Origin of the sequence: Mitsuaria sp. PDC51, assembly GCF_900113225.1 — a bacterium.
GTDB lineage: Bacteria > Pseudomonadota > Gammaproteobacteria > Burkholderiales > Burkholderiaceae_C > Roseateles.
In genome coordinates this window covers 88062-106695 of the sequence record NZ_FOZE01000001.1, presented here as the reverse complement: position 1 = coordinate 106695, position 18634 = coordinate 88062, and the positions used below count along the sequence as shown (strand labels likewise).

Sequence of the window (18634 nt, the reverse complement as noted above, 5' to 3'; positions counted from 1 at the left end):
CGGTGATGGCGCTGCTTCCCGACGTCGCAGCGCGCCACGGAATCGATAACTCCGGTGCGGTGCGCAACGCGATTTTTTCAGTGACGCAAACGTGTGGTTCACCAACAAAAACATTTGCTACAGCACGCAGCAAAGATGCGACAGACCTATAAGAAGAAACCCGTGATGAACGCGTCAAACGCGGGGGAACCCTATCCTCAGAAACCCCCTTAAATAGAGGCGGGACTACTACGGATATGTGGGGTGAATAACCATGACGAGGCAGTCCCAATGCCAGAAGCCATGTGGATCACCCATGCCAAAGGCCATGGGGCCGCTCCCGCGAAGGACGAAAAAAAAGCCCGGACAAGCCGGGCTTCGCGAGGGTTGGAAGGCCGCGGGCGGCGGCCTTCCGGAACGCGCGGGGCGCTCTGATCAGAAGTCGTAGGACGCGCCGATCTTGTAGCTCCGCGGACGGACGCGGTAGCCATCGCGCAGGTTCACCGGCCGCTCGTCGCCCATCAGGTTGTTGATGTTCAGCGTCAGGCGCAGGTTCTTGATGCCGGTGTAGCCCAGGCTGAAGTCGGTGCGCAGGTCCTCGTCGATGTAGCAGGGCAGCGCGCCCGGCTTCAGGCGGGCCTGGCACGCGGACTCGCCCCAGCTGGCCAGGTCGGTCTCGTCGCGGTTCAGCGCGGTGCGGGACGTGTAGTTGAAGCGCAGTCCGGTGGTCCAGTCGCCCTTGTTCCAGTAGGCCGAGAACACCGCCTTCAGGCGCGGGTTCTCATACATGCCGACCTGGTTGGGACGCCACTTGTTCGCGTCGATGTCCCACGCCTTGTAGGTCAGCGCGTAGGTCGCCGCCACGCCCAGGTTCAGCGTGCCGAACGAACCCGCCGCCACGCGGCCCTTGACGTCGATGTCCACGCCCGAGGTCTCGGTCTTGCCGAAGTTCTCGTACTGCAGCAGCAGCGAGGTGATCTGGCCGGCCTGCCAGGCCAGCGAACCGCCCGACAGCTGGTTGGCGCGGTCCACCCAGGCCTGCTCCTGCGCGGTCAGCGTGGCGCGGCTGATCATGGTCTCGTAGCCGGGCTTGCCTTCGCGCTCCAGCACGTAGTCCGGATCACGCGAGTTGATCTCGTTCTTGCGCTCGATCTTGAAGTAGTCGACGGCGATCGACGCGTTGCGGGTCGGCTCGAACACGAAGCCCAGGGTGATGCTCTTCGACGTTTCCGGCTTCAGGTTGGGATTGGCCGAGATCATCGCCGGCACCGAGGCGCGGCAGCCGCTGGCCAGGGCCAGCGCGGCGTCGGCCTGGTCGGCCGCCGTGCCCTTCTTGAGGATGTCGCTGACGGCCGTGGCGGTCGCGCAGCGCGCCGGGTCCACCGTGTTGTTGAAGAAGCCAGTCACGCCGACCTGGCCCAGCGTCTCGGGGATGTTGGGCGCGCGGAAGCCGCCGGCCACCGTGCCGCGCAGCAGCAGCTGCGGCGACACCTCGTAGCGCACGCCCAGCTTCGGCGAGACGCGGCCGTCGAAGCCGCTGGCCTTGTCGAAGCGCAGCGCGCCATTGAGCTCCAGGCCCTTCCACACCGGGGCGTTCAGCTCCAGGAAGGCGGCGTCGAGGTTGCGCTCGCCGTCGATCAGCACCGAGCCGCGGCCCACGATCTGCGCCTTCAGGACGTTGTCGGTCGACTTGATCGACACGCCTTCCTGGCGGTGTTCGGCACCCAGCGCGAAGGCCAGCGGACCGCCCGGCAGCTGCATCAGCTCGCCGCTCAGCTTGGCATCCACCCAGGTCTGATGGTTCTTGCCCTTGGAGCCGTTGACCGGGAACAGGCGCTCGAGCAGCTCGCGGCTGTTGCCGCCGCCGATCTTGTACTCGCCGGATTCGACGGCCGCGAACAGGTCGCGCGAGCCCCAGCGGGCCAGCTTCTCCGCCTCGGCGGCGTTGCGGCCGACCGAGACTTCCCAGTCCATGTCGCGGAAGGTGCCTTGCAGACCGGTCAGCACGCGGTACTGCTTGCCGGTGCCGTCGTAGTTGAACAGGCTGGGGTCATCCATGAACCGGTAGTCGATGCCACGCGGCTGGCCGGTCGGGTTGGCCGGGTTGGTGGCCGAGAGCACCGGGTGCGGCACCGACTGGGCCACCTTGTTGTAGCCGTCGTACCAGCGCGAGGTGGCGCCGGCGCCGATGGCCATCGGCACCGTCAGGTACTCGGTGGTCGTCTTGGAGTAGCTCAGCTCGGCGAAGGCCTGGATGTCCTCGGTGACCTTCGCGCGGGCGGCGCTGAACAGGTTCACGCGCCTGGCCGGGTCGGAGACCGCATTCAGGCCGTTGATGTCGGTCACGCACTGGCCGGCCGAATTCAGCGTCGTGCAGCCCGCCACCGGCACGCGGTTGGTGCCCACGCGCAGGTTGCCGGGGTAGGAGTTCAGGCTGGGATCGCCGAAGGACGCCAGGTAGAAGGACTTGTGCCACGCGGGGTAGTCGTCCTTGACGTCGGCCACGGTGTAGCCCTCGCGGCGATAGGCCTCGATGTTGGCGAAGACGTTGAAGCGGTCCTTCTCGAGGTCGCCGAAGCCGGCCACGATGCTGGCCTGGCGCTGCGCGCCCAGGCTGGGGTTCTCGTTGAAGGTATAGCTGGCGGACGCGCCGACGCCGTTGTAGCTGCGGCGCGTGATGATGTTGATCACGCCGGCCATCGCGTCCGAGCCGTAGATGGCGGAGGCGCCATCCTTCAGCACTTCCACGCGCTCGACGGCATCGGCCGGGATCGAGTCGACGTTGACGAAGGTGTCCTTGGCGCCGTCGGCCAGGCCGAAGTTGGCGACGCGGCGGCCGTTCAGCAGCACCAGCGTGGCGCCCTTGCCCAGGCCGCGCATCGACACGCCCGAGGCGCCGGAGGCGAAGCTGGAGGTGTTGCCGTCGTCGCGGATCTCGGTGCTCGAGGTCGAGGTCAGCGTGTCCAGCACCTGGCGCACGGTGTTGGCGCCGGTGCGACGGATCTCCTCGCGGTTGTAGACCTGCACCGGCGAGGCGGTTTCGGACGCCAGGCGCTTGATGTTGGAGCCGGTCACCTCGACGCGCTGGAGCTGGGTCGTGTCCTGTGCCTGGGCTTGCGCGATCTGGGCGCAGCACAGCAGCGCCGCGACGGCGCTCAGGGACAGGGAGAGCTGGTTGTTCTTTCTCATACTTCCACTTGCGAATTGATGAAAGGCCGGATGGGTCGCATCGGCCGAGGAGACCGGTGCCCGCGAGCAGGACCGGATCGCGCCCGGGGGATCACCCGATGGGCGCGAGGGGGCGGATTCTGGGGAGGGGCCTCCCCCCTGTCCCTCGTCATCCATTGCAAATCAGCAACAAACCTTCACGCCGCGCCGTCCGTTATTCGCAAAACCGGGCGCTTCTCGCGCGAGTGCTACAAAAGTGGGCTGACTTGGATGGGGGACGGTCCGTTACCTCACCCAAAGCGCGGGAAAACCCTCCCGCCTGGGAGCGGCACCATTCGGGTGCGCCCATCGCCCTCTCGTGCGGGTGAACCCTGCCGGGTGGACCCTCGAAGGCGGCATCAAGACCTGTCCCTGCACGGTTTTGAAGCGAAAGCGCTACCCTTGCGCACCCCCGCCGCAAGACCCGGCCCCTTCGCGAAGGACCGGGCGCGGTGGATCCGCCCCAGGCGCCCCCAGGAGGAACCCCCATGTCCATTTCGATGACCGTGAACGGCAAGGCGGTGACGCTCGATGCCGATCCGCAGATGCCGCTGCTGTGGGCGCTGCGCGAGGACCTGCAGCTGACCGGCACCAAGTTCGGTTGCGGCATGGCGCTGTGCGGCGCCTGCACCGTCCACCTGGACGGCCAGCCGGTGCGCGCCTGCCAGACGCCGCTGGAGGCCGCGGCCGGCAAGAAGATCACGACGATCGAGGGCGTGGCCGCCACGCCCACCGGCCGGGCGGTGCAGAAGGCCTGGCTCAAGATCGACGTGCCGCAGTGCGGCTATTGCCAGAGCGGCCAGATCATGAGCGCCTGCGCATTGCTGGCCGGCAAGAAGAAGCCCACCGACGCGGACATCGATGGCGCGATGAGCGGCAACGTCTGCCGCTGCGGCACCTACAACCAGATCCGGGCGGCGATCCACGACGCCTCGGCCACGCTGGCGAAGGGAGGCTGATCATGGGCATCACCGTCGAATCCCCGAGCCGCCGCGGGCTGCTCAAGACCGGCGCGGCGCTGACCCTGTCCTTCGCGCTGCCGCTGGCGACGACGCGCGCCGCGCTGGCACAGGCCGCCTCGGCCCCCGCCAGCAACACCTTCGCACCCAATGCCTGGCTGCGCATCACGCCGGACGGCAAGGTCACCGTGGTCTGCGGCTCGGCCGAGATGGGCCAGGGCGTGCTGACCGCCATCCCGATGATGGTGGCCGAGGAACTGGACGCCGACTGGGCGCTGGTCTCGGTCGAGCAGGCGCCGGCCAGCGCCGCCTACAACAACCCGATGTTCGGCATGCAGGCCACCGGCGGCAGCACGACGGTGCGCGCGCACTGGACGCCGGTGCGCCAGGCCGGCGCGGCGGCACGCCAGATGCTGGTCGCGGCCGCGGCGCAGCAGTGGGGCGTGGATGCCGCGTCGCTGCGAACCGAGCGCGGCCAGGTCATCGGCCCGAATGGCCGCCAGCTCGGCTACGGCGCGCTGGTCGAGGCCGCCGCGAAACAGGCCGTGCCCGAGAAGCCGGTGCTGAAGGACCGCAAGGACTTCCGCATCATGGGCAAGCCCACGCGCCGCCTGGACAGCGCGGCCAAGATCAACGGCACCGCCAAGTTCGGCATCGACGCGCACGTCGAGGGCATGCTGGTCGCGGTGATGGCGCGCGCGCCGATCGCCGGCGCCAAGCCCAAGGCCTTCGACGAGGGCAAGGCCAAGGCGATCAAGGGCGTGCGCAAGGTCATCGCGATCCCGTCCGGCGTGGCGGTGCTGGCGGATGGCTACTGGGCCGCGAAGCAGGGGCGCGACGCGCTCGGCATCGAGTGGGATCTGGGCGCGCACGCGGACCTGTCCACCGACAAGGTCTCGGCGACGCTGGACGAAGCCCTGCAGAACCCCAGCGCGATCGCGCGCGAGACCGGCAACGTCAAGGATGGCAGCGCCAATTCAGCGCGTAGCCTGACCGCGCAGTACGACGTGCCCTACCTCGCCCACGCCTGCATGGAGCCGCTGAACTGCCTGGCCTGGGTGCGCGGCGACGAGGTCACGATCTGGGCCGGCACGCAGAGCCAGGGACCGGCGCAGGGCATCCTGTCGCAGGTCGCGCAGGTCACGCCGGCCAAGGTCAAGGTCAACACGCTGCTGCTGGGCGGCGGCTTCGGACGCCGCTTCGCGCCGGACTTCACCATCGACGCCACGCTGCTGTCCAAGCTCAGCGGCAGCCCGGTGAAGCTGGTCTACACCCGCGAGGACGACATGGCCGCGGGCTACTACCGCCCGACTTCGCGCGTGCGCTTCGAGGCCGGGCTCGACGACAAGGGCCAGCCGCTGATGCTGCGGGCCGAGGTCGCGAGCCCGTCCATCATGGCCGCCTCCGGCTTCATGAAGATCCCCGACAACGGCGTCGACGCGATGGCCGTCGAGGGCCTGGCGGACCATCCCTACGAGATCCCGCATCAGCGCGTCGCCTACGGCCGCGCGGAGCCGGGCCCGCAGGTGTGGTTCTGGCGCTCGGTGGGGCATTCGCAGAACGCGTTCTTCATCGAGAGCTTCATCGATGAACTCGCGCACGCGGCCAAGGCCGATCCGCTGAAGTACCGCCTGGCGCTGCTGGAGAAGCATCCTCGCGCGCGCGGCGTGCTGCTGCTCGCGGCGGAGAAGGCCGGCTGGAGCCGTGCATTGCCCAAGGGCCGGCACCGCGGCATCGCGGTGGCGGAGAGCTTCGGCACCTGGGTGGCCGAGGTGGCCGAGGTGTCCGTCAGCAAGGACGGGGCGATCAAGGTGCATCGCGTGACCGCGGCGGTGGATTGCGGCCAGACCGTCAACCCGCAGACCATCGCCCGGCAGATCGAGGGCGCCGTGGTCTACGGCCTGTCCGCGGCGCTCTATGGGCGCATCACCTTCAAGGACGGGAAGGTCGAGCAGAGCAACTTCCACGACTACCCGGTGCTGCGCCTGAACGAGATGCCCAAGGTGGACGTGCACATCGTGCAGAGCAGCGAGGCGCCCGGCGGCATCGGCGAGCCGGGCACGCCGCCGATCGCGCCGGCCGTGGCCAACGCGATCTTCGCGGCCACCGGCAAGCGGCTGCGCCAGCTGCCGTTCGACGGCGAGGCGCTGAAGCGGGCCTGAGCGCCCGCGGCGGACTCAGGAGGCCGGCGGGTAGCCGGCCTCGCTGAGCACGCCGGCCAGTTGCTCGCGGCTCAGGCCGCTTTCCACCCGCACCGTCTTCTGCGGCAGGTCGACATCGACCTCGGCCTTGGCGTCGGCCTCCTTGACGGCCTCGGTCACGGCGGCGAGGCAGTGCCCGCAGCTCATGTCGGGCAGCTTGAATTCATGCATGGGGAACTCCTGGGAAAAAGGAACGGGAGGAACGGGAGGAACGGCCCGAAGGTTAAACCTTGCCATCGTGGCAGGGTCAAGGCGAGCGCCGCATGACGCTTCTCCCATCCGGGGCATGGCCTTGACCTTCCCATCATGGCAAGCTTGAGACTGCCGCCATGAACACCGCCCCCACCCCCACCGCGCCGGCCGGCGAGCTCCAGCTCGCCGTGGCCGGCATGACCTGCGCGAGCTGCGTCAACCGCGTCGAGCGCGCGCTGCGCAAGGTGCCCGGCGTCGAGGACGCCCAGGTGAACCTCGCGCTGGAGACCGCCACCGTGCGCCTGCTGCCCGGCGTGGACGCGGCCGCGCTGGTCGCAGCCATCGGCAAGGCTGGCTACGAGGCGCGCCGGCTCGCCGTCGAGGACGACGCGCCCCCCGCGCCGCCGCCCTGGTCGGCCACCGGCTGGCCGGTGCTGGTCGCGGCGCTGCTGACGCTGCCGCTGATCGCGCCGATGGTCGCGATGCTCTGGGGCGGGCACCTGATGCTGTCCGGCGGATGGCAGCTGGTGCTGGCCACGCCGGTGCAGTTCTGGCTGGGCGCGCGCTTCTACCGCGCCGGTTGGGCCGCACTGAAGGACCGCAGCGGCAACATGGACCTGCTGGTCGCGCTCGGCACCAGCGCCGCCTACGGGCTGAGCGTCTACGAGCTGCTCCGGCAAGGACCGGCGAGCGGCGCGCTGTACTTCGAATCGGCCGCCGCGGTGATCACGCTGGTGCTGCTCGGCAAGTGGCTGGAGGGACGCGCCAAGCGCCAGACGCTCAGCGCCATCGCCGCGCTGAAGCAGCTGCGCCCCGAGCACGCCCGCGTGCGCCGCGGCCCGGCCGATGCGCTACGGGAGATCGACGTGCCGCTCGCGCAGCTCCGGCTGGGGGACCTGATGGTCGTGCGCCCCGGCGAGCGCATTCCCGCCGACGGCCGCATCCGCGAAGGCGCGGGCCACGTCGATGAATCGCTGATCAGCGGGGAGAGCCTGCCGGTCGAGAAGGCCGCGGGCGACCGCGTCGTCGGCGGCGCGGTCAATGGCGAGGGCCTGTTGCTGGTCGAGGTCACCGCGCTGGGGGCCGAGTCCACGCTGTCGCGCATCGTGCGGCTGGTCGAGTCGGCGCAGGCGCACAAGGCGCCGATCCAGCGCCTGGTGGACCAGGTGAGCGCGGTGTTCGTGCCGGCGGTGCTGGTGATCGCCGCCATCACGCTGGTGGGCTGGGGCCTGGCGAGCGGCGACTGGGAGCGCGCGCTGATCCATGCGGTCGCGGTGCTGGTGATCGCCTGCCCCTGCGCGCTCGGACTGGCGACGCCCGCCGCGATCATGGTCGGCACCGGCGTCGCGGCGCGACGCGGCCTGCTGATCAAGGATGCCGAGGCGCTGGAGCAGGCGCGGCGCGTCGACCTGGTCGTGTTCGACAAGACCGGCACGCTGACCGAGGGCAAGCCGCGGCTGACCGCCTTCGCGGCGGTGCCGGGCCAGGACGAGGCCGAAGCGCTGGCGTTGGCCGCGGCGCTGCAGCAAGGCAGCGAACATCCGCTGGCGCGCGCGGTGCGCGACGCCGCCTCCGGGCGCGCGCTGGCGACGGTGCCGGCCACCGCCGTCCGTGCGGTCGCGGGACGCGGCATCGAGGGCCGCGTCCAGGACCGCGCGCTGAAGCTGGGTAGCGGGCGCTGGATGGCGGCGCTGGGCGTCGACCTGTCGCCGCTGGCCGCGCAGGCGGACGCCGAGATGGCGCGCGGCCACACCCTGTCGTGGCTGGCGGCGGTCGAGCCCGGGGGCGCGCCGGTGCTGCTGGCGATGCTGGCCTTCGGCGACCGCGCCAAGCCGACCTCGGCCGCGGCGATCGCCGAGCTGAAGGCGCTGGGCCTGCGCACGCTGATGCTGAGCGGTGACAACGCCGCGGCGGCAAGGGCGGCGGCCGACGCACTGGGCCTGGACGAGGTCCGCGCCGAGCTGCTGCCGGAGGACAAGGCGCGCATCGTCGCCGGGCTGCGGGACGGCGGCGCGCGCGTGGCGATGGTCGGCGACGGCATCAACGACGCGCCGGCGCTGGCCGCGGCGGATGTCGGCCTGGCGATGGGCGGCGGCACCGACGTGGCGATGGAAGCCGCCGGCATCACGCTGATGCGGGGCGACCCGCGACTGGTCGCCGACGCGATCGCGCTGTCGCGCGCGACGGTCGCGAAGATCCGCCAGAACCTGTTCTGGGCCTTCATCTACAACCTGCTGGGCGTGCCGCTGGCGGCGCTGGGACTGCTGAGCCCGGTGATCGCCGGCGCGGCGATGGCGCTGTCCAGCGTCTCCGTGCTCGGCAACGCGCTGCTGCTCAAGCGCTGGAAGGGATCCGCCCGATGACCGCTGCCGCCCCGATGAGGACACGCGCCGCCGGCGCCAGGCACCGCCGCGACGAGGCGGCCGACGCCGGCAACGGCGTGCCCGCCAACGACGCCGCGCCGCTGACGATCGGCCAGGCGGCCGAGCGCTCCGGTGTCTCGCCGAAGATGCTGCGCCATTACGAGTCGCTCGGCCTGCTGCCGCCGGTGGCGCGCACCGGCTCGGGCTACCGCCTCTACGGCGAGAAGGAGGTGCACACGCTGCGCTTCATCCGCCGCGCGCGCGACCTGGGTTTCTCGATGGCGGAGATCGCCGAGCTGCTCAAGCTCTGGCAGAACCGCCGCCGCGCCAGCGGCCAGGTCAAGCGCATCGCCGAGGCCCACATCGCCGACCTGGACCGCCGGCTGGCGGAGATGCAGGCCATGCGGCGCGCGCTGGCCGAGCTGGCCCGCTGCTGCCACGGCGACGACCGCCCCGACTGCCCCATCCTCGACGACCTCTCACAAGGAGCCCTCCCATGAGCGTCCCCCTCGACCCGGCCATCGGCCCGCATGCCGACCCCGTCCCCGCCCGCTGGGAGCGCATCGGCGCGCACCTGGGCGATGTCGGCGGCCTGAGCATCCGCCGCGCGATTCCCACCGCCAAACGCCGCATGATCGGCGCCTGGTGCTTCCTGGACCACGCCGGCCCGGCCGACCTCACGCCCGAGACGGCGATGCGCGTCGGCCCGCATCCGCACACCGGGCTGCAGACCTTCAGCTGGATGATCGAGGGCGAGGTGCTGCATCGCGACAGCCTGGGCTCCGAGCAGATGCTGCGGCCCGGCCAGGTGAACCTCATGACCGCGGGCCGGGGCATCAGCCACACCGAGGAATCACAGTCGGACCGCCTCCAGCTGGCGCAGCTGTGGATCGCGCTGCCCGACGCGGTGCGCCATCGCGAGCCGGCCTTCCAGCACTTCCCGGAACTGCCGTCGTTCGCTACCGGCGGCTTCGAGACGATGCTGCTGGTGGGCGAGTTCGGCGGCCAGCGCTCGCCGGTGCCCAGCCACACGCCGCTGCTGGGCATGGACCTGAGCGCGACGCGCGCCGCCGAAGCGACGCTGCCGCTGCATCCGGACCACGAGTACGGGCTGATGGTGCTGGAGGGCGAGCTCTCGGTCACGCTGGACGGCGAGTCCGCCGGCGCCAGCAAGCCCGGCGAGCTGCTGTACCTGGCGCCGGGCGCGCAATCGCTGAAGCTGCTGTCGGGCGGCGGCAAGAGCCGCGCGCTGCTGCTGGGCGGCCCGCCCTTCGGCGAGCCGGTGCTGCTGTTCTGGAACTTCGTCGGCCGCAACCGCGAGGAAATGCAGGCCTATGCCGAGGAATGGAACAGCCGCGAGGACGGCGGCCGCTTCGGCGCGGTGCAGGGCTTCGACGGGCCGCGGCTGCTGGCGCCCGTGGTGCCGCCGCTCAAGACGCCGCGATGAGAAGTCGCGGGCGGGGCGCGCGTCCCCGCCCGCGGTCGGCTTGTCGGGCCGACGGCTGCCGCAAGCGGTCACGCGCCGCCGGCGACCCGGGAGGGTCGCTGGCGGCGCGTCGAGTCGGACCGGGGCTCAGGCGAACTTGCCGGCCTGGAAGTCGCGCACGGCCTGGAGCAGCTCGCCTTCGGTGTTCATCACGAACGGGCCGTACTGCGCGATCGGCTCGCCCAGCGGCTGGCCGGCCACCAGGATGACACGCGCGCCCTCCTCCGACGCCGTGAGCCGCACGCCGTCCGAGCCGGCCGTGTTGGCCAGGATCGCCATCCGGCCGCTCGGCACCAGGCAGCCGGTGTCGAAGCGCAGCGCCCCGCGGTACACGTACACGAAGGCGTTGTGCGACTCGGGCAGCGCCTGCTCGAAACTTGCGCCGGGCTCGAGGCGGATGTCGAGGTAGGTCGGCTGCGTCGCGTCGCGCTGCACCGCGCCCGCCACGCCCTGACTCTCGCCCGCGATGACGCGCACCGTCGCGCCTGGCAGCGCCAGCTCGGGGATCTCGGCGCTGGTGATGTCGCGGTACCAGGGGTCGCGCATCTTGTCGCGGCCCGGCAGGTTCAGCCACAGCTGGAAGCCTTCCATGCGGCCTTCCTGCTGCTCGGGCAGTTCCGAATGGATCACGCCGCGGCCGGCGGTCATCCACTGCACGCCGCCCGGGCCCAGCAGGCCTTCATGGCCGGCCGAGTCACGATGGCGCATCCGACCTTCCAGCATGTAGGTCACGGTCTCGAAACCGCGGTGCGGATGGTCGGGGAAGCCGGCGATGTAGTCGTCGGCGTCGTCGGTGCCGAAGGCGTCCAGCATCAGGAAGGGATCCAGGCGCCGCTGCAGGTCCTGCGTCAGCACGCGCGTCAGCTTGACGCCCGCGCCGTCGCGGGTGGCCCTGCCCTGCACCAGGCGCTCGACCTGGCGGGGCGTCCGAAGAGGGGTGGCAGGGGTGGCGGCGGTCATGATGGATCCTTTCCAGAAAGAGGGATTGTCGAACGAGGGGGAGAGGCCCTTCCCCCGGAGGGGCCCACCCGCATCGGGTGGGCAACGGTCAAAAACGGTCGAAAGCGGTCGAGCTCAGGCCGGCTGCGCTTCGCCGAACAGCGCGGCGATTTCCTCACGGGCGACCGCCAGGCCCTTGGCCGCGGCTTCCTCGCCCATGTTCAGGCCCTCGGCCAGCACGAACTTCACGTCGGTCATGCCCAGGAAGCCCAGCGTCACCTGCAGGTAGGGGACGATGTTGTCGGTCGGCTGGCCGCGGTGCACGCCGCCGCGCGAGCTGACGACGATGACCTTCTTGCCGGTGACCAGGCCGACCGGGCCGTTGGCGCCGTAGCTGAAGGTGACGCCGGCGCGGGCCACGGCATCGATCCAGTTCTTCAGCTGCGAGGACACGCCGAAGTTGATCATCGGCGCGGTCAGCACGATCACGTCGGCGGCCTGCAGTTCGGCGATCAGCTGGTCGTTGAACGCCACGCGGTCGGCCTGCGCCTGGCTGCGGGCGTCGGCCGGGGTGAACAGCGCGCCCAGCGTGGCCTCGTCCATCGGCGGCAGCGGACGCACCGCCAGGTCGTGCACCACCGTCTTCGCGCCGGGGTTGCGCTCGACCAGTTGCTGGACCACTTCATTGGCCAGCAGGGTCGAGACCGAACCCTGGCCTTCATGCAGACGGCGGGCGCTGGAATTGATCTGGAGGATGTTCATGGTGCGTTTCTCCGGGCGTTTCGGCTGAATCAGCCGGGGGTGTGATGGGATGGAATGAACTGTATTGATCCCCCTCCAACACCAGAAGACGCCGTACTGGATAAGATTGTTCCATTGGGCGAACAATCCACCTCTCCCCTTCCCGCCCCTCCGCTCTTCCCTCGTTCCCCCTCTGCCCCCCTCTTCGACGGATGCCCCCATGAGCCTTGATGCCGACGACCTCCTCGTCTTCGCCCGCGTGATGGAGAGCGGCAGCTTCAGCCGCGCGGCCGAGCGGCTGCAGTTGCCCAAGTCGACGGTGTCGCGGCGCATCGCGGCGCTGGAGGAACGGCTGGGCGAGAAGCTGCTCCAGCGCAGCACCCGGCGGCTGACGCTGACCGAGTTCGGCCAGGGCGTGCTCGAGCATGCGCGGACGCTGGCGGGCGAGGTGGACGGCGCGCTGGCGCTGGCGCTGCATCGGCAGCAGCGACCCACCGGTCGGCTGCGGGTGTCGATGCCGGCGGACTTCGCGCACCAGATGCTGACGCCGATGCTGAGCCGCTTCGTCGGCGACTACCCGGAGGTGCAACTGGAGCTGGACCTGTCGCCCCGGCGCGTGGACCTGATCGCGGAAGGCTTCGACATCGCGGTGCGCATGGGCCAGCTGCCACCGGACAGCCAGTTGGCGGCGCGTCGGCTGGCGATCTTCAGCAGCGGGCTGTACGCGTCGCCGGCCTACCTGCAGCGCCATGGCGAGCCCCAGCTGCCCGAGGGCCTGCTGAGCATGCATGGCCTGATGATCCTGGGCCGCGCCGGCGAGCCGCTGCCGTGGCGCCTGTCCGGGATCGTCGACGGCAAGGCCGACCAGCGGACGGAGTGGGTCGGCGTGCCGGACAGCCGCACGCTGGTCAACGCGCCGGACATGCTGCTGCACATGGCCCGCGCGGGGCTCGGCATCACCTGGGTCGGCAACCAGTACGCGCAGGGCTTCGTCGACCGCGGCGAGCTGACGCGCGTGCTGCCGCACTGGTGCGCGGAACCGTCGACCTGCTGGGCGGTATTCCCGCAGCGACGGCTGATGCCGCTGCGCACGCGGCTGTTCCTCGACGCGATGGCCGCGGAGCTCGCGCCCTTCGACCAGGCGGCGATGTACGGGCTCTGAGCGTCGCCGTCGCGGCGGCGCCTCGCGTCAATCGACCTGGAAGCCGATCTCCACGCTCACCTGGCGCGGCGTCGGGATCGGCTCGAAGCGCCATTGCTTGACCGCGTTGATCGCGGCGGCGCTCAGCTTGCGATCGGGCGAACGCATCGCCTGCGCCGCATCGACCGAGCCGTCCGGCCGGACGGTGAATTGCACCAGCACCGATCCCTGGCGCTGCTGGGCCAGCAGGGCGCGGGGGTACTCGGGATCGACCTTGCGGACGAGCTTGAGCGGCACCGGCTCGTCGGCCTCGGCCGGTTCCGGCTCGGGCGCACGGCCGGCCGGTGCGGCCATCGACGGCGCGGCCATCGACACGACCTGCGGCGCGGGCGCCTCCGACAGCGGCTGCGGCGCGGTCGAGGGCGGCGCCACCGTCTGGGCTGCCGTCTGCGCGAGCGGCGCGGGCGAGGCGCTGGCCGCGGCGATCGCGGGCGCCTCCTGCGCGGCGTTGCGCGTGGCGAGCGCGCGTTCGGCCGCGGGATCGAGGTCCTGGCGGCGCGCCGCGGGCGCCGGCGCCGGCGCGGCCGTGGCCACCGCGCGGGCAACGGGCTTGGCCGCGTCGGCCTTGGCCTCATGTCGTTCGGGGGTCTTCTTCTCGCCCTTCTCGGCGTGGAACTTGATCCACTGGAAGACCTTGTCGGCATCGCGCTTGGCGCGGTCGACATCGCTCATCGGGGCCTTGGGATCGGCGGGCGCGGCGGGTGCGGCGGACGTCGCCGTCTGCGCCTGCGCGGCCATCGCGACCAGGGACAAGCTCAAGACCTGGCACAACGCCAGACCGTGACGCCGGACGTTCAGGAGACTACGGCTGCTCATCACTCCACCCTCTCGATTGCGCTGGTTGCTCTCTTTTGGAGACAACGCCGGTCTTGTCTACGGCTCTTGGTCTTGGTTCTCGCGCCCCGGCATGAGCGCCGCAGTGTAAGAAGTCACCACCGTGACGAGACCTCGGGGTTTGCCCGGAATCAGGATGTAACAGCGGGCCGCAGGGCCGATGGCGTCGAGGAAGTCACGATCTCGCGGGTCCGCGCGTCGACCGGCCTATACTGCGCGCCTGCTCCGGGGTGCCCTGGGCCGATCCGCGCGACAGCGCGGCGCGGCACGGGCTGAGACATGGCGATGAAGCTGTGGACCCGCTGAACTTGATCCGGTTCGTACCGGCGTAAGAAGAGCCCGCCCTTCCAGGCGCACCTCGGCGATCCCCTCGCGTCCATGCGCGCCGCCCGTGCGCCGTGCCACGAGAAGGGCCCAGTTCCTCCCGCCCGCGTTCCCTTCAGTCCAGCCTCCGGCGCCCAACCGGAGACCCTGATGCTGGACCTGACGCACAACCTGCCCCCGACCGCCGCAAGCCCCGATGCCGCCGCGGAGTTCCATGACCGCCTCGCCGCCAGCCGCGCGCCGCTGCCGGCGTCGACCAAGACGCATGAGGCCGGCGTGCTGCATCCGCAGCTGCGCGTGCCGCTGCGCGAGATCGCGCTGACCAACGGCGAGCGCATCGCCGTCTACGACACCTCGGGGCCCTACACCGATCCCGCCGTCACTACCGACGTGCGCCGCGGCCTGCCCGCCACGCGCGCCGCCTGGGTCGAATCGCGCGGCGACACCGAGGCCTACACCGGCCGCCCGATCCAGCTCTTCGACGACGGCCTGCGCGAGGCCGCGCAGCAGCAGGCGCTGCGCGCGCAGAGCGCGGCGCTGAACCGCACGCCGCGGCGCGCGAAGTCCGGCGCCAACGTGACGCAGATGCACTACGCGCGCCGCGGCATCGTCACCGCCGAGATGGAGTACGTCGCCATCCGCGAGAACGGCCGCCGCGCCTGGATGCACGAGTACCTCGCCGACAGCGAGCGCGAGCAGCGCCTGGCCGGCCAGGGCCTGGGCGCGCGGATCCCGGGGACCATCACGCCCGAGTTCGTCCGCGACGAGGTCGCGCGCGGCCGCGCGATCATCCCGGCCAACATCAACCATCCGGAACTCGAGCCGATGGCCATCGGCCGCAACTTCCTGGTCAAGGTCAACGCCAACATCGGCAACTCGGCGGTGAGCTCGGGCATCGAGGAGGAGGTCGAGAAGCTGGTGTGGGCCACGCGCTGGGGCGCGGACACGGTGATGGACCTCTCCACCGGCCGCAACATCCACACCACGCGCGACTGGATCCTGCGCAACAGCCCCGTGCCCATCGGCACCGTGCCGATCTACCAGGCGCTGGAGAAGGTCGGCGGCGTGGCCGAGGACCTGACCTGGGAGCTCTTCCGCGACACGCTGATCGAGCAGGCCGAGCAGGGCGTCGACTACTTCACCATCCATGCCGGCGTGCGGCTGCCCTTCGTGCCGATGACGGTCAAGCGCCGCACCGGCATCGTGTCGCGCGGCGGCTCGATCCTGGCGAAGTGGTGCATCGCGCACCACCGCGAGAACTTCCTCTACACGCACTTCGAAGAGATCTGCGACATCATGAAGGCCTACGACGTCAGCTTCTCGCTGGGCGACGGCCTGCGGCCGGGCTCGCTGGCCGACGCCAATGACGAGGCCCAGTTCGCCGAGCTGCGCACGCTGGGTGAGCTGACCAAGATCGCGTGGAAGCACGACGTGCAGACCATGATCGAAGGCCCGGGCCATGTGCCGATGCACATGATCCAGGCCAACATGACCGAGCAGCTCAAGCACTGCGACGAGGCGCCCTTCTACACGCTGGGCCCGCTGACGACGGACATCGCGCCCGGCTACGACCACATCACCAGCGGCATCGGTGCCGCGATGATCGGCTGGTTCGGCTGCGCGATGCTGTGCTACGTGACGCCCAAGGAGCACCTGGGCCTGCCCGACCGCGACGACGTCAAGCAGGGCCTGATGGCCTACAAGATCGCGGCGCACGCGGCCGACATCGCCAAGGGCCATCCAGCGGCGCGCGCCCGCGACGACGCGCTGTCCAAGGCGCGTTTCGAGTTCCGCTGGGAGGACCAGTTCAACCTGGGCCTGGATCCGGAGACGGCGCGCGAGTTCCATGACGAGACCCTGCCCAAGGACAGCGCGAAGGTGGCGCACTTCTGCTCGATGTGCGGGCCCAAGTTCTGCTCGATGAAGATCACGCAGGACGTGCGCGAGTACAGCGCGCAGCTGGAGGACGGCATGCGCGAGAAGAGCGCGGAGTTCCGCGCCGGCGGCGCCGAGCTCTACATCCCGATCCGCCAGGACTGAGCGCGATGGCCGCGATCGCCATCGCCGGGGCGGGGCTCGCCGGGCGGCTGCTCGCGTGGGCGCTCGCGCGCGCCGGGCATCGCGTCGAGGTCTTCGACGCGTCGCCCGGTCCGGCGCCCGCCTTCGACGCGCAGGGGGCCGCCGCGTTCAGCGCGGCCGGCATGCTGAGCCCGCTCGCCGAGCAGGAGCAGGGCGGCGCCGCGGTCGCCGCGCTGGGATGGCGTTCGCTGGCGCTGTGGCCCGGCATCGTGGCGGCGCTGCCGCTGCCCGTGCCGCTGCAGGCCAACGGCAGCCTGTTGCTGGCGCATCGCGCGGATCTGGGCGCCGCGCAGCGCGCGCTGATGCGCATGCCGGGCGCGGAGCCCCTCGATGCCCAGGCGCTGCGCGCCCGGGAGCCGATGCTCGCGCCGGGCCTGCGCGGCTGGCTGCTGCCGCGCGAAGGCCTGATCTCGCCGCTCGCGGCGATGACCGCGCTGCAGGCAGGCGCGGCCGATGTGCGTTGGCACTGGGCGCGGCCCGTCGACCAAGTGCTGCCGGGCGAGTTCCATTTCGCCGATGGTGGGCATTGGCGCGGCGACTGGGCGATCGATGCGCGCGGTCTGGGCGCGCGGCCGCCCTTGCCGCTGCGCGGCGTGCGGGGCGAGATCGTCACGCTGTCGCTGCCAAGCCATGGCCTGAGGCATCCCGCGCGGCTGCTGCATCCGCGCCATCGCGTCTATCTGGTCCCCCGCTCCGGCGAGGAACTCGTCGTCGGCGCCAGCGAGATCGAGAGCGAGGACCGCAGCCCCATGTCGCTGCGCTCCGCCGTCGAACTGATGGCCGCGGCGCAGAGCGTGCTGCCGGCGCTGTCCGAGGCGCGCATCGTGCGGCTGGATCGCCATCTGCGCCCGGCCCTCCCCGACAACCTGCCCTTCACCCATCACGAGCCCGGCCTGCTGCGGCTCAACGGCCTGTACCGCCACGGCTGGCTGCTGGCGCCCGCGCTGGTCGAGCGGCTGCTCGGCGAGGCCGGCCTGGCCACGCTCGGCGCGCTCATCGGCGAGCGCGTTCCAGCCACCGATTCCCTGGAGACTTTCCCATGACCGCCCTGCCCTCGATCACCGTGCGGCTCGACGACCGCGCCGTGGCGCTGCCCGCCGGCGCGACGCTCGCGCAACTGCTGGAACTCGAACGGCGCGAGCCCGCCGCAGTCGCAACGGCGCTCAATGGCCGCTTCGTGCCGCGCGACGCGCGTCCCGCGACGGCCCTCAGCGACGGCGACGTCGTCCTGTTCTTCCAACCGATCGTCGGAGGCTGAGATGACGAACATGACGAACAGATCCGATCCGCTGCTGATCGACGGTGTCGCGCTCGACAGCCGCTTCTTCCTGGGCACGGCCGGCTATCCGAGCCCGGCGGTGCTGTGCGAGGCGATCCGCGCGTCCTCGTCGCAGGTGCTGACGGTCGGCCTGAAGCGCACGCTGCAGGCGGGCGACAACGGCGCGCTCGCGCAGGCGCTGGCCGCCGGGCGCGAACAGGGCGCGCGGCTGCTGCCCAACACGGCGGGCTGCCGCAGCGCGCGCGAGGCGGTGCAGCTCGCCCACATGGCGCGCGAGCTCTACGGCACCGCGTGGATCAAGCTGGAGGTGATCGGCGACGAGCACACGCTGCAGCCCGATCCCTTCGAGCTCGTCGCCGCCGCGACCGAGCTGACGCGTGAGGGCTTCATCGTCTTCCCGTACTGCACCGAGGACCTGATCCTGGGCCGCCGGCTGCTCGACGCCGGCTGCCCGCTGCTGATGCCCTGGGGCGCGCCGATCGGCTCCGGCCAGGGCCTGCTGAACCTGCATGGCCTGTGCACGCTGCGCGAGCGCCTGCCCGACACGGTGCTGGTCATCGACGCCGGACTGGGCGCGCCGTCGCAGGCGGCGCGGGCGATGGAACTGGGCTTCGACGCGGTGCTGCTGAACAGCGCGGTGGCGCAGGCCGGCGACCCCGTCGCGATGGCGGGCGCGTTCCGCGACGCGGTGGGCGCGGGACGGCGAGCCTGGCGCGCCGGCCTGATGGCGGCACAGTCGTTCGCCGTCGCGAGCACGCCGGTCAGCGGCCACGCCTTCCTGCTGGGGGACGCATGAGCGAACGCGAGAACCGCCGGGCATCGCCGTCAGGCAGCGCACTGCCTTCGCCTC

The 18634-nt window shown here is 71.1% G+C and carries 15 protein-coding genes and 1 riboswitch; of the genes, 10 read left to right on the top strand and 5 right to left on the bottom strand.

Annotated features, from left to right (window positions below; translation table 11 throughout):
• Positions 1-414: 414 nt before the first annotated feature.
• Positions 415-3168: a TonB-dependent siderophore receptor gene (locus tag BM393_RS00480; protein ID WP_175538133.1), complete on the bottom strand. Its 2754-nt coding sequence runs from the start codon at positions 3166-3168 to the stop codon at positions 415-417.
• A gap of 506 nt (positions 3169-3674) precedes the next feature.
• Here BM393_RS00480 and BM393_RS00475 point away from each other — a divergent pair.
• A complete protein-coding gene (locus tag BM393_RS00475) occupies positions 3675-4145 on the top strand; it encodes a (2Fe-2S)-binding protein (RefSeq protein WP_217648365.1) in 471 nt (156 codons plus the stop codon).
• A gap of 2 nt (positions 4146-4147) precedes the next feature.
• On the top strand, positions 4148-6307 hold the full coding sequence (locus tag BM393_RS00470) for a xanthine dehydrogenase family protein molybdopterin-binding subunit (protein ID WP_091720006.1): 2160 nt from the start codon (positions 4148-4150) through the stop codon (positions 6305-6307).
• Positions 6308-6322: 15 nt separating this feature from the next.
• On the opposite strand, the gene BM393_RS00465 is transcribed toward BM393_RS00470, so the two are convergent.
• Positions 6323-6517 (bottom strand): heavy-metal-associated domain-containing protein, encoded by a 195-nt coding sequence (locus tag BM393_RS00465; protein ID WP_091720003.1) that lies wholly within the window; start codon positions 6515-6517, stop codon positions 6323-6325.
• 158 nt (positions 6518-6675) lie between these two features.
• On the opposite strand from BM393_RS00465, the gene BM393_RS00460 reads away from it, so the two are divergent.
• Genes BM393_RS00460 through BM393_RS00450 form a run of 3 tightly spaced genes read left to right on the top strand, consistent with a single transcriptional unit; the run spans position 6676 to position 10348 of the window.
• Entirely contained in the window at positions 6676-8901 is a 2226-nt protein-coding gene (locus tag BM393_RS00460) for a cation-translocating P-type ATPase (protein WP_091720001.1), read from the top strand.
• Positions 8898-9401, top strand: a complete 504-nt coding sequence (gene cueR / locus BM393_RS00455) for a Cu(I)-responsive transcriptional regulator (RefSeq protein WP_091719999.1) — start codon at positions 8898-8900, stop codon at positions 9399-9401. Before BM393_RS00460 ends, cueR begins: the two co-directional genes overlap by 4 nt.
• Complete coding sequence (locus BM393_RS00450; RefSeq protein WP_091719996.1) at positions 9398-10348, top strand: pirin family protein; 951 nt, start codon at positions 9398-9400, stop codon at positions 10346-10348. The genes cueR and BM393_RS00450 overlap by 4 nt, the downstream gene beginning before the upstream one ends.
• A gap of 126 nt (positions 10349-10474) precedes the next feature.
• Here BM393_RS00450 and BM393_RS00445 read toward each other — a convergent pair whose 3' ends face one another.
• Both BM393_RS00445 and BM393_RS00440 read right to left on the bottom strand, forming a co-directional pair.
• Positions 10475-11347, bottom strand: a complete 873-nt coding sequence (locus BM393_RS00445; RefSeq protein ID WP_091719992.1) for a pirin family protein — start codon at positions 11345-11347, stop codon at positions 10475-10477.
• A 114-nt stretch (positions 11348-11461) separates the two neighbouring features.
• Positions 11462-12088 (bottom strand): FMN-dependent NADH-azoreductase, encoded by a 627-nt coding sequence (locus BM393_RS00440; protein ID WP_091719988.1) that lies wholly within the window; start codon positions 12086-12088, stop codon positions 11462-11464.
• Between the two features lie 199 nt (positions 12089-12287).
• Here BM393_RS00440 and BM393_RS00435 point away from each other — a divergent pair, with 199 nt between their 5' ends.
• Positions 12288-13229, top strand: coding sequence for a LysR family transcriptional regulator (locus BM393_RS00435; RefSeq protein WP_091719985.1), 942 nt, complete (start codon positions 12288-12290; stop codon positions 13227-13229).
• Between the two features lie 27 nt (positions 13230-13256).
• Here BM393_RS00435 and BM393_RS00430 read toward each other — a convergent pair whose 3' ends face one another.
• Positions 13257-14084, bottom strand: a complete 828-nt coding sequence (locus BM393_RS00430; RefSeq protein WP_091719982.1) for an energy transducer TonB — start codon at positions 14082-14084, stop codon at positions 13257-13259.
• Between the two features lie 234 nt (positions 14085-14318).
• Positions 14319-14454, top strand: a riboswitch (TPP riboswitch).
• 122 nt (positions 14455-14576) lie between these two features.
• Between BM393_RS00430 and thiC the strand changes: the two genes are divergently transcribed.
• Genes thiC through BM393_RS00410 form a run of 4 tightly spaced genes read left to right on the top strand, consistent with a single transcriptional unit; the run spans position 14577 to position 18580 of the window.
• Complete coding sequence (thiC, locus tag BM393_RS00425; RefSeq protein ID WP_091719979.1) at positions 14577-16466, top strand: phosphomethylpyrimidine synthase ThiC; 1890 nt, start codon at positions 14577-14579, stop codon at positions 16464-16466.
• A gap of 5 nt (positions 16467-16471) precedes the next feature.
• Positions 16472-17548 (top strand): FAD-dependent oxidoreductase, encoded by a 1077-nt coding sequence (locus BM393_RS00420; protein WP_091719976.1) that lies wholly within the window; start codon positions 16472-16474, stop codon positions 17546-17548.
• Positions 17545-17763 carry a sulfur carrier protein ThiS gene (gene thiS / locus BM393_RS00415; protein WP_091719973.1) on the top strand — a complete coding sequence of 73 codons (219 nt, stop codon included), beginning with the start codon at positions 17545-17547 and terminating at the stop codon, positions 17761-17763. The genes BM393_RS00420 and thiS overlap by 4 nt, the downstream gene beginning before the upstream one ends.
• 10 nt (positions 17764-17773) lie before the next feature.
• Entirely contained in the window at positions 17774-18580 is an 807-nt protein-coding gene (locus BM393_RS00410) for a thiazole synthase (protein WP_091724886.1), read from the top strand.
• Positions 18581-18634: the final 54 nt, after the last annotated feature.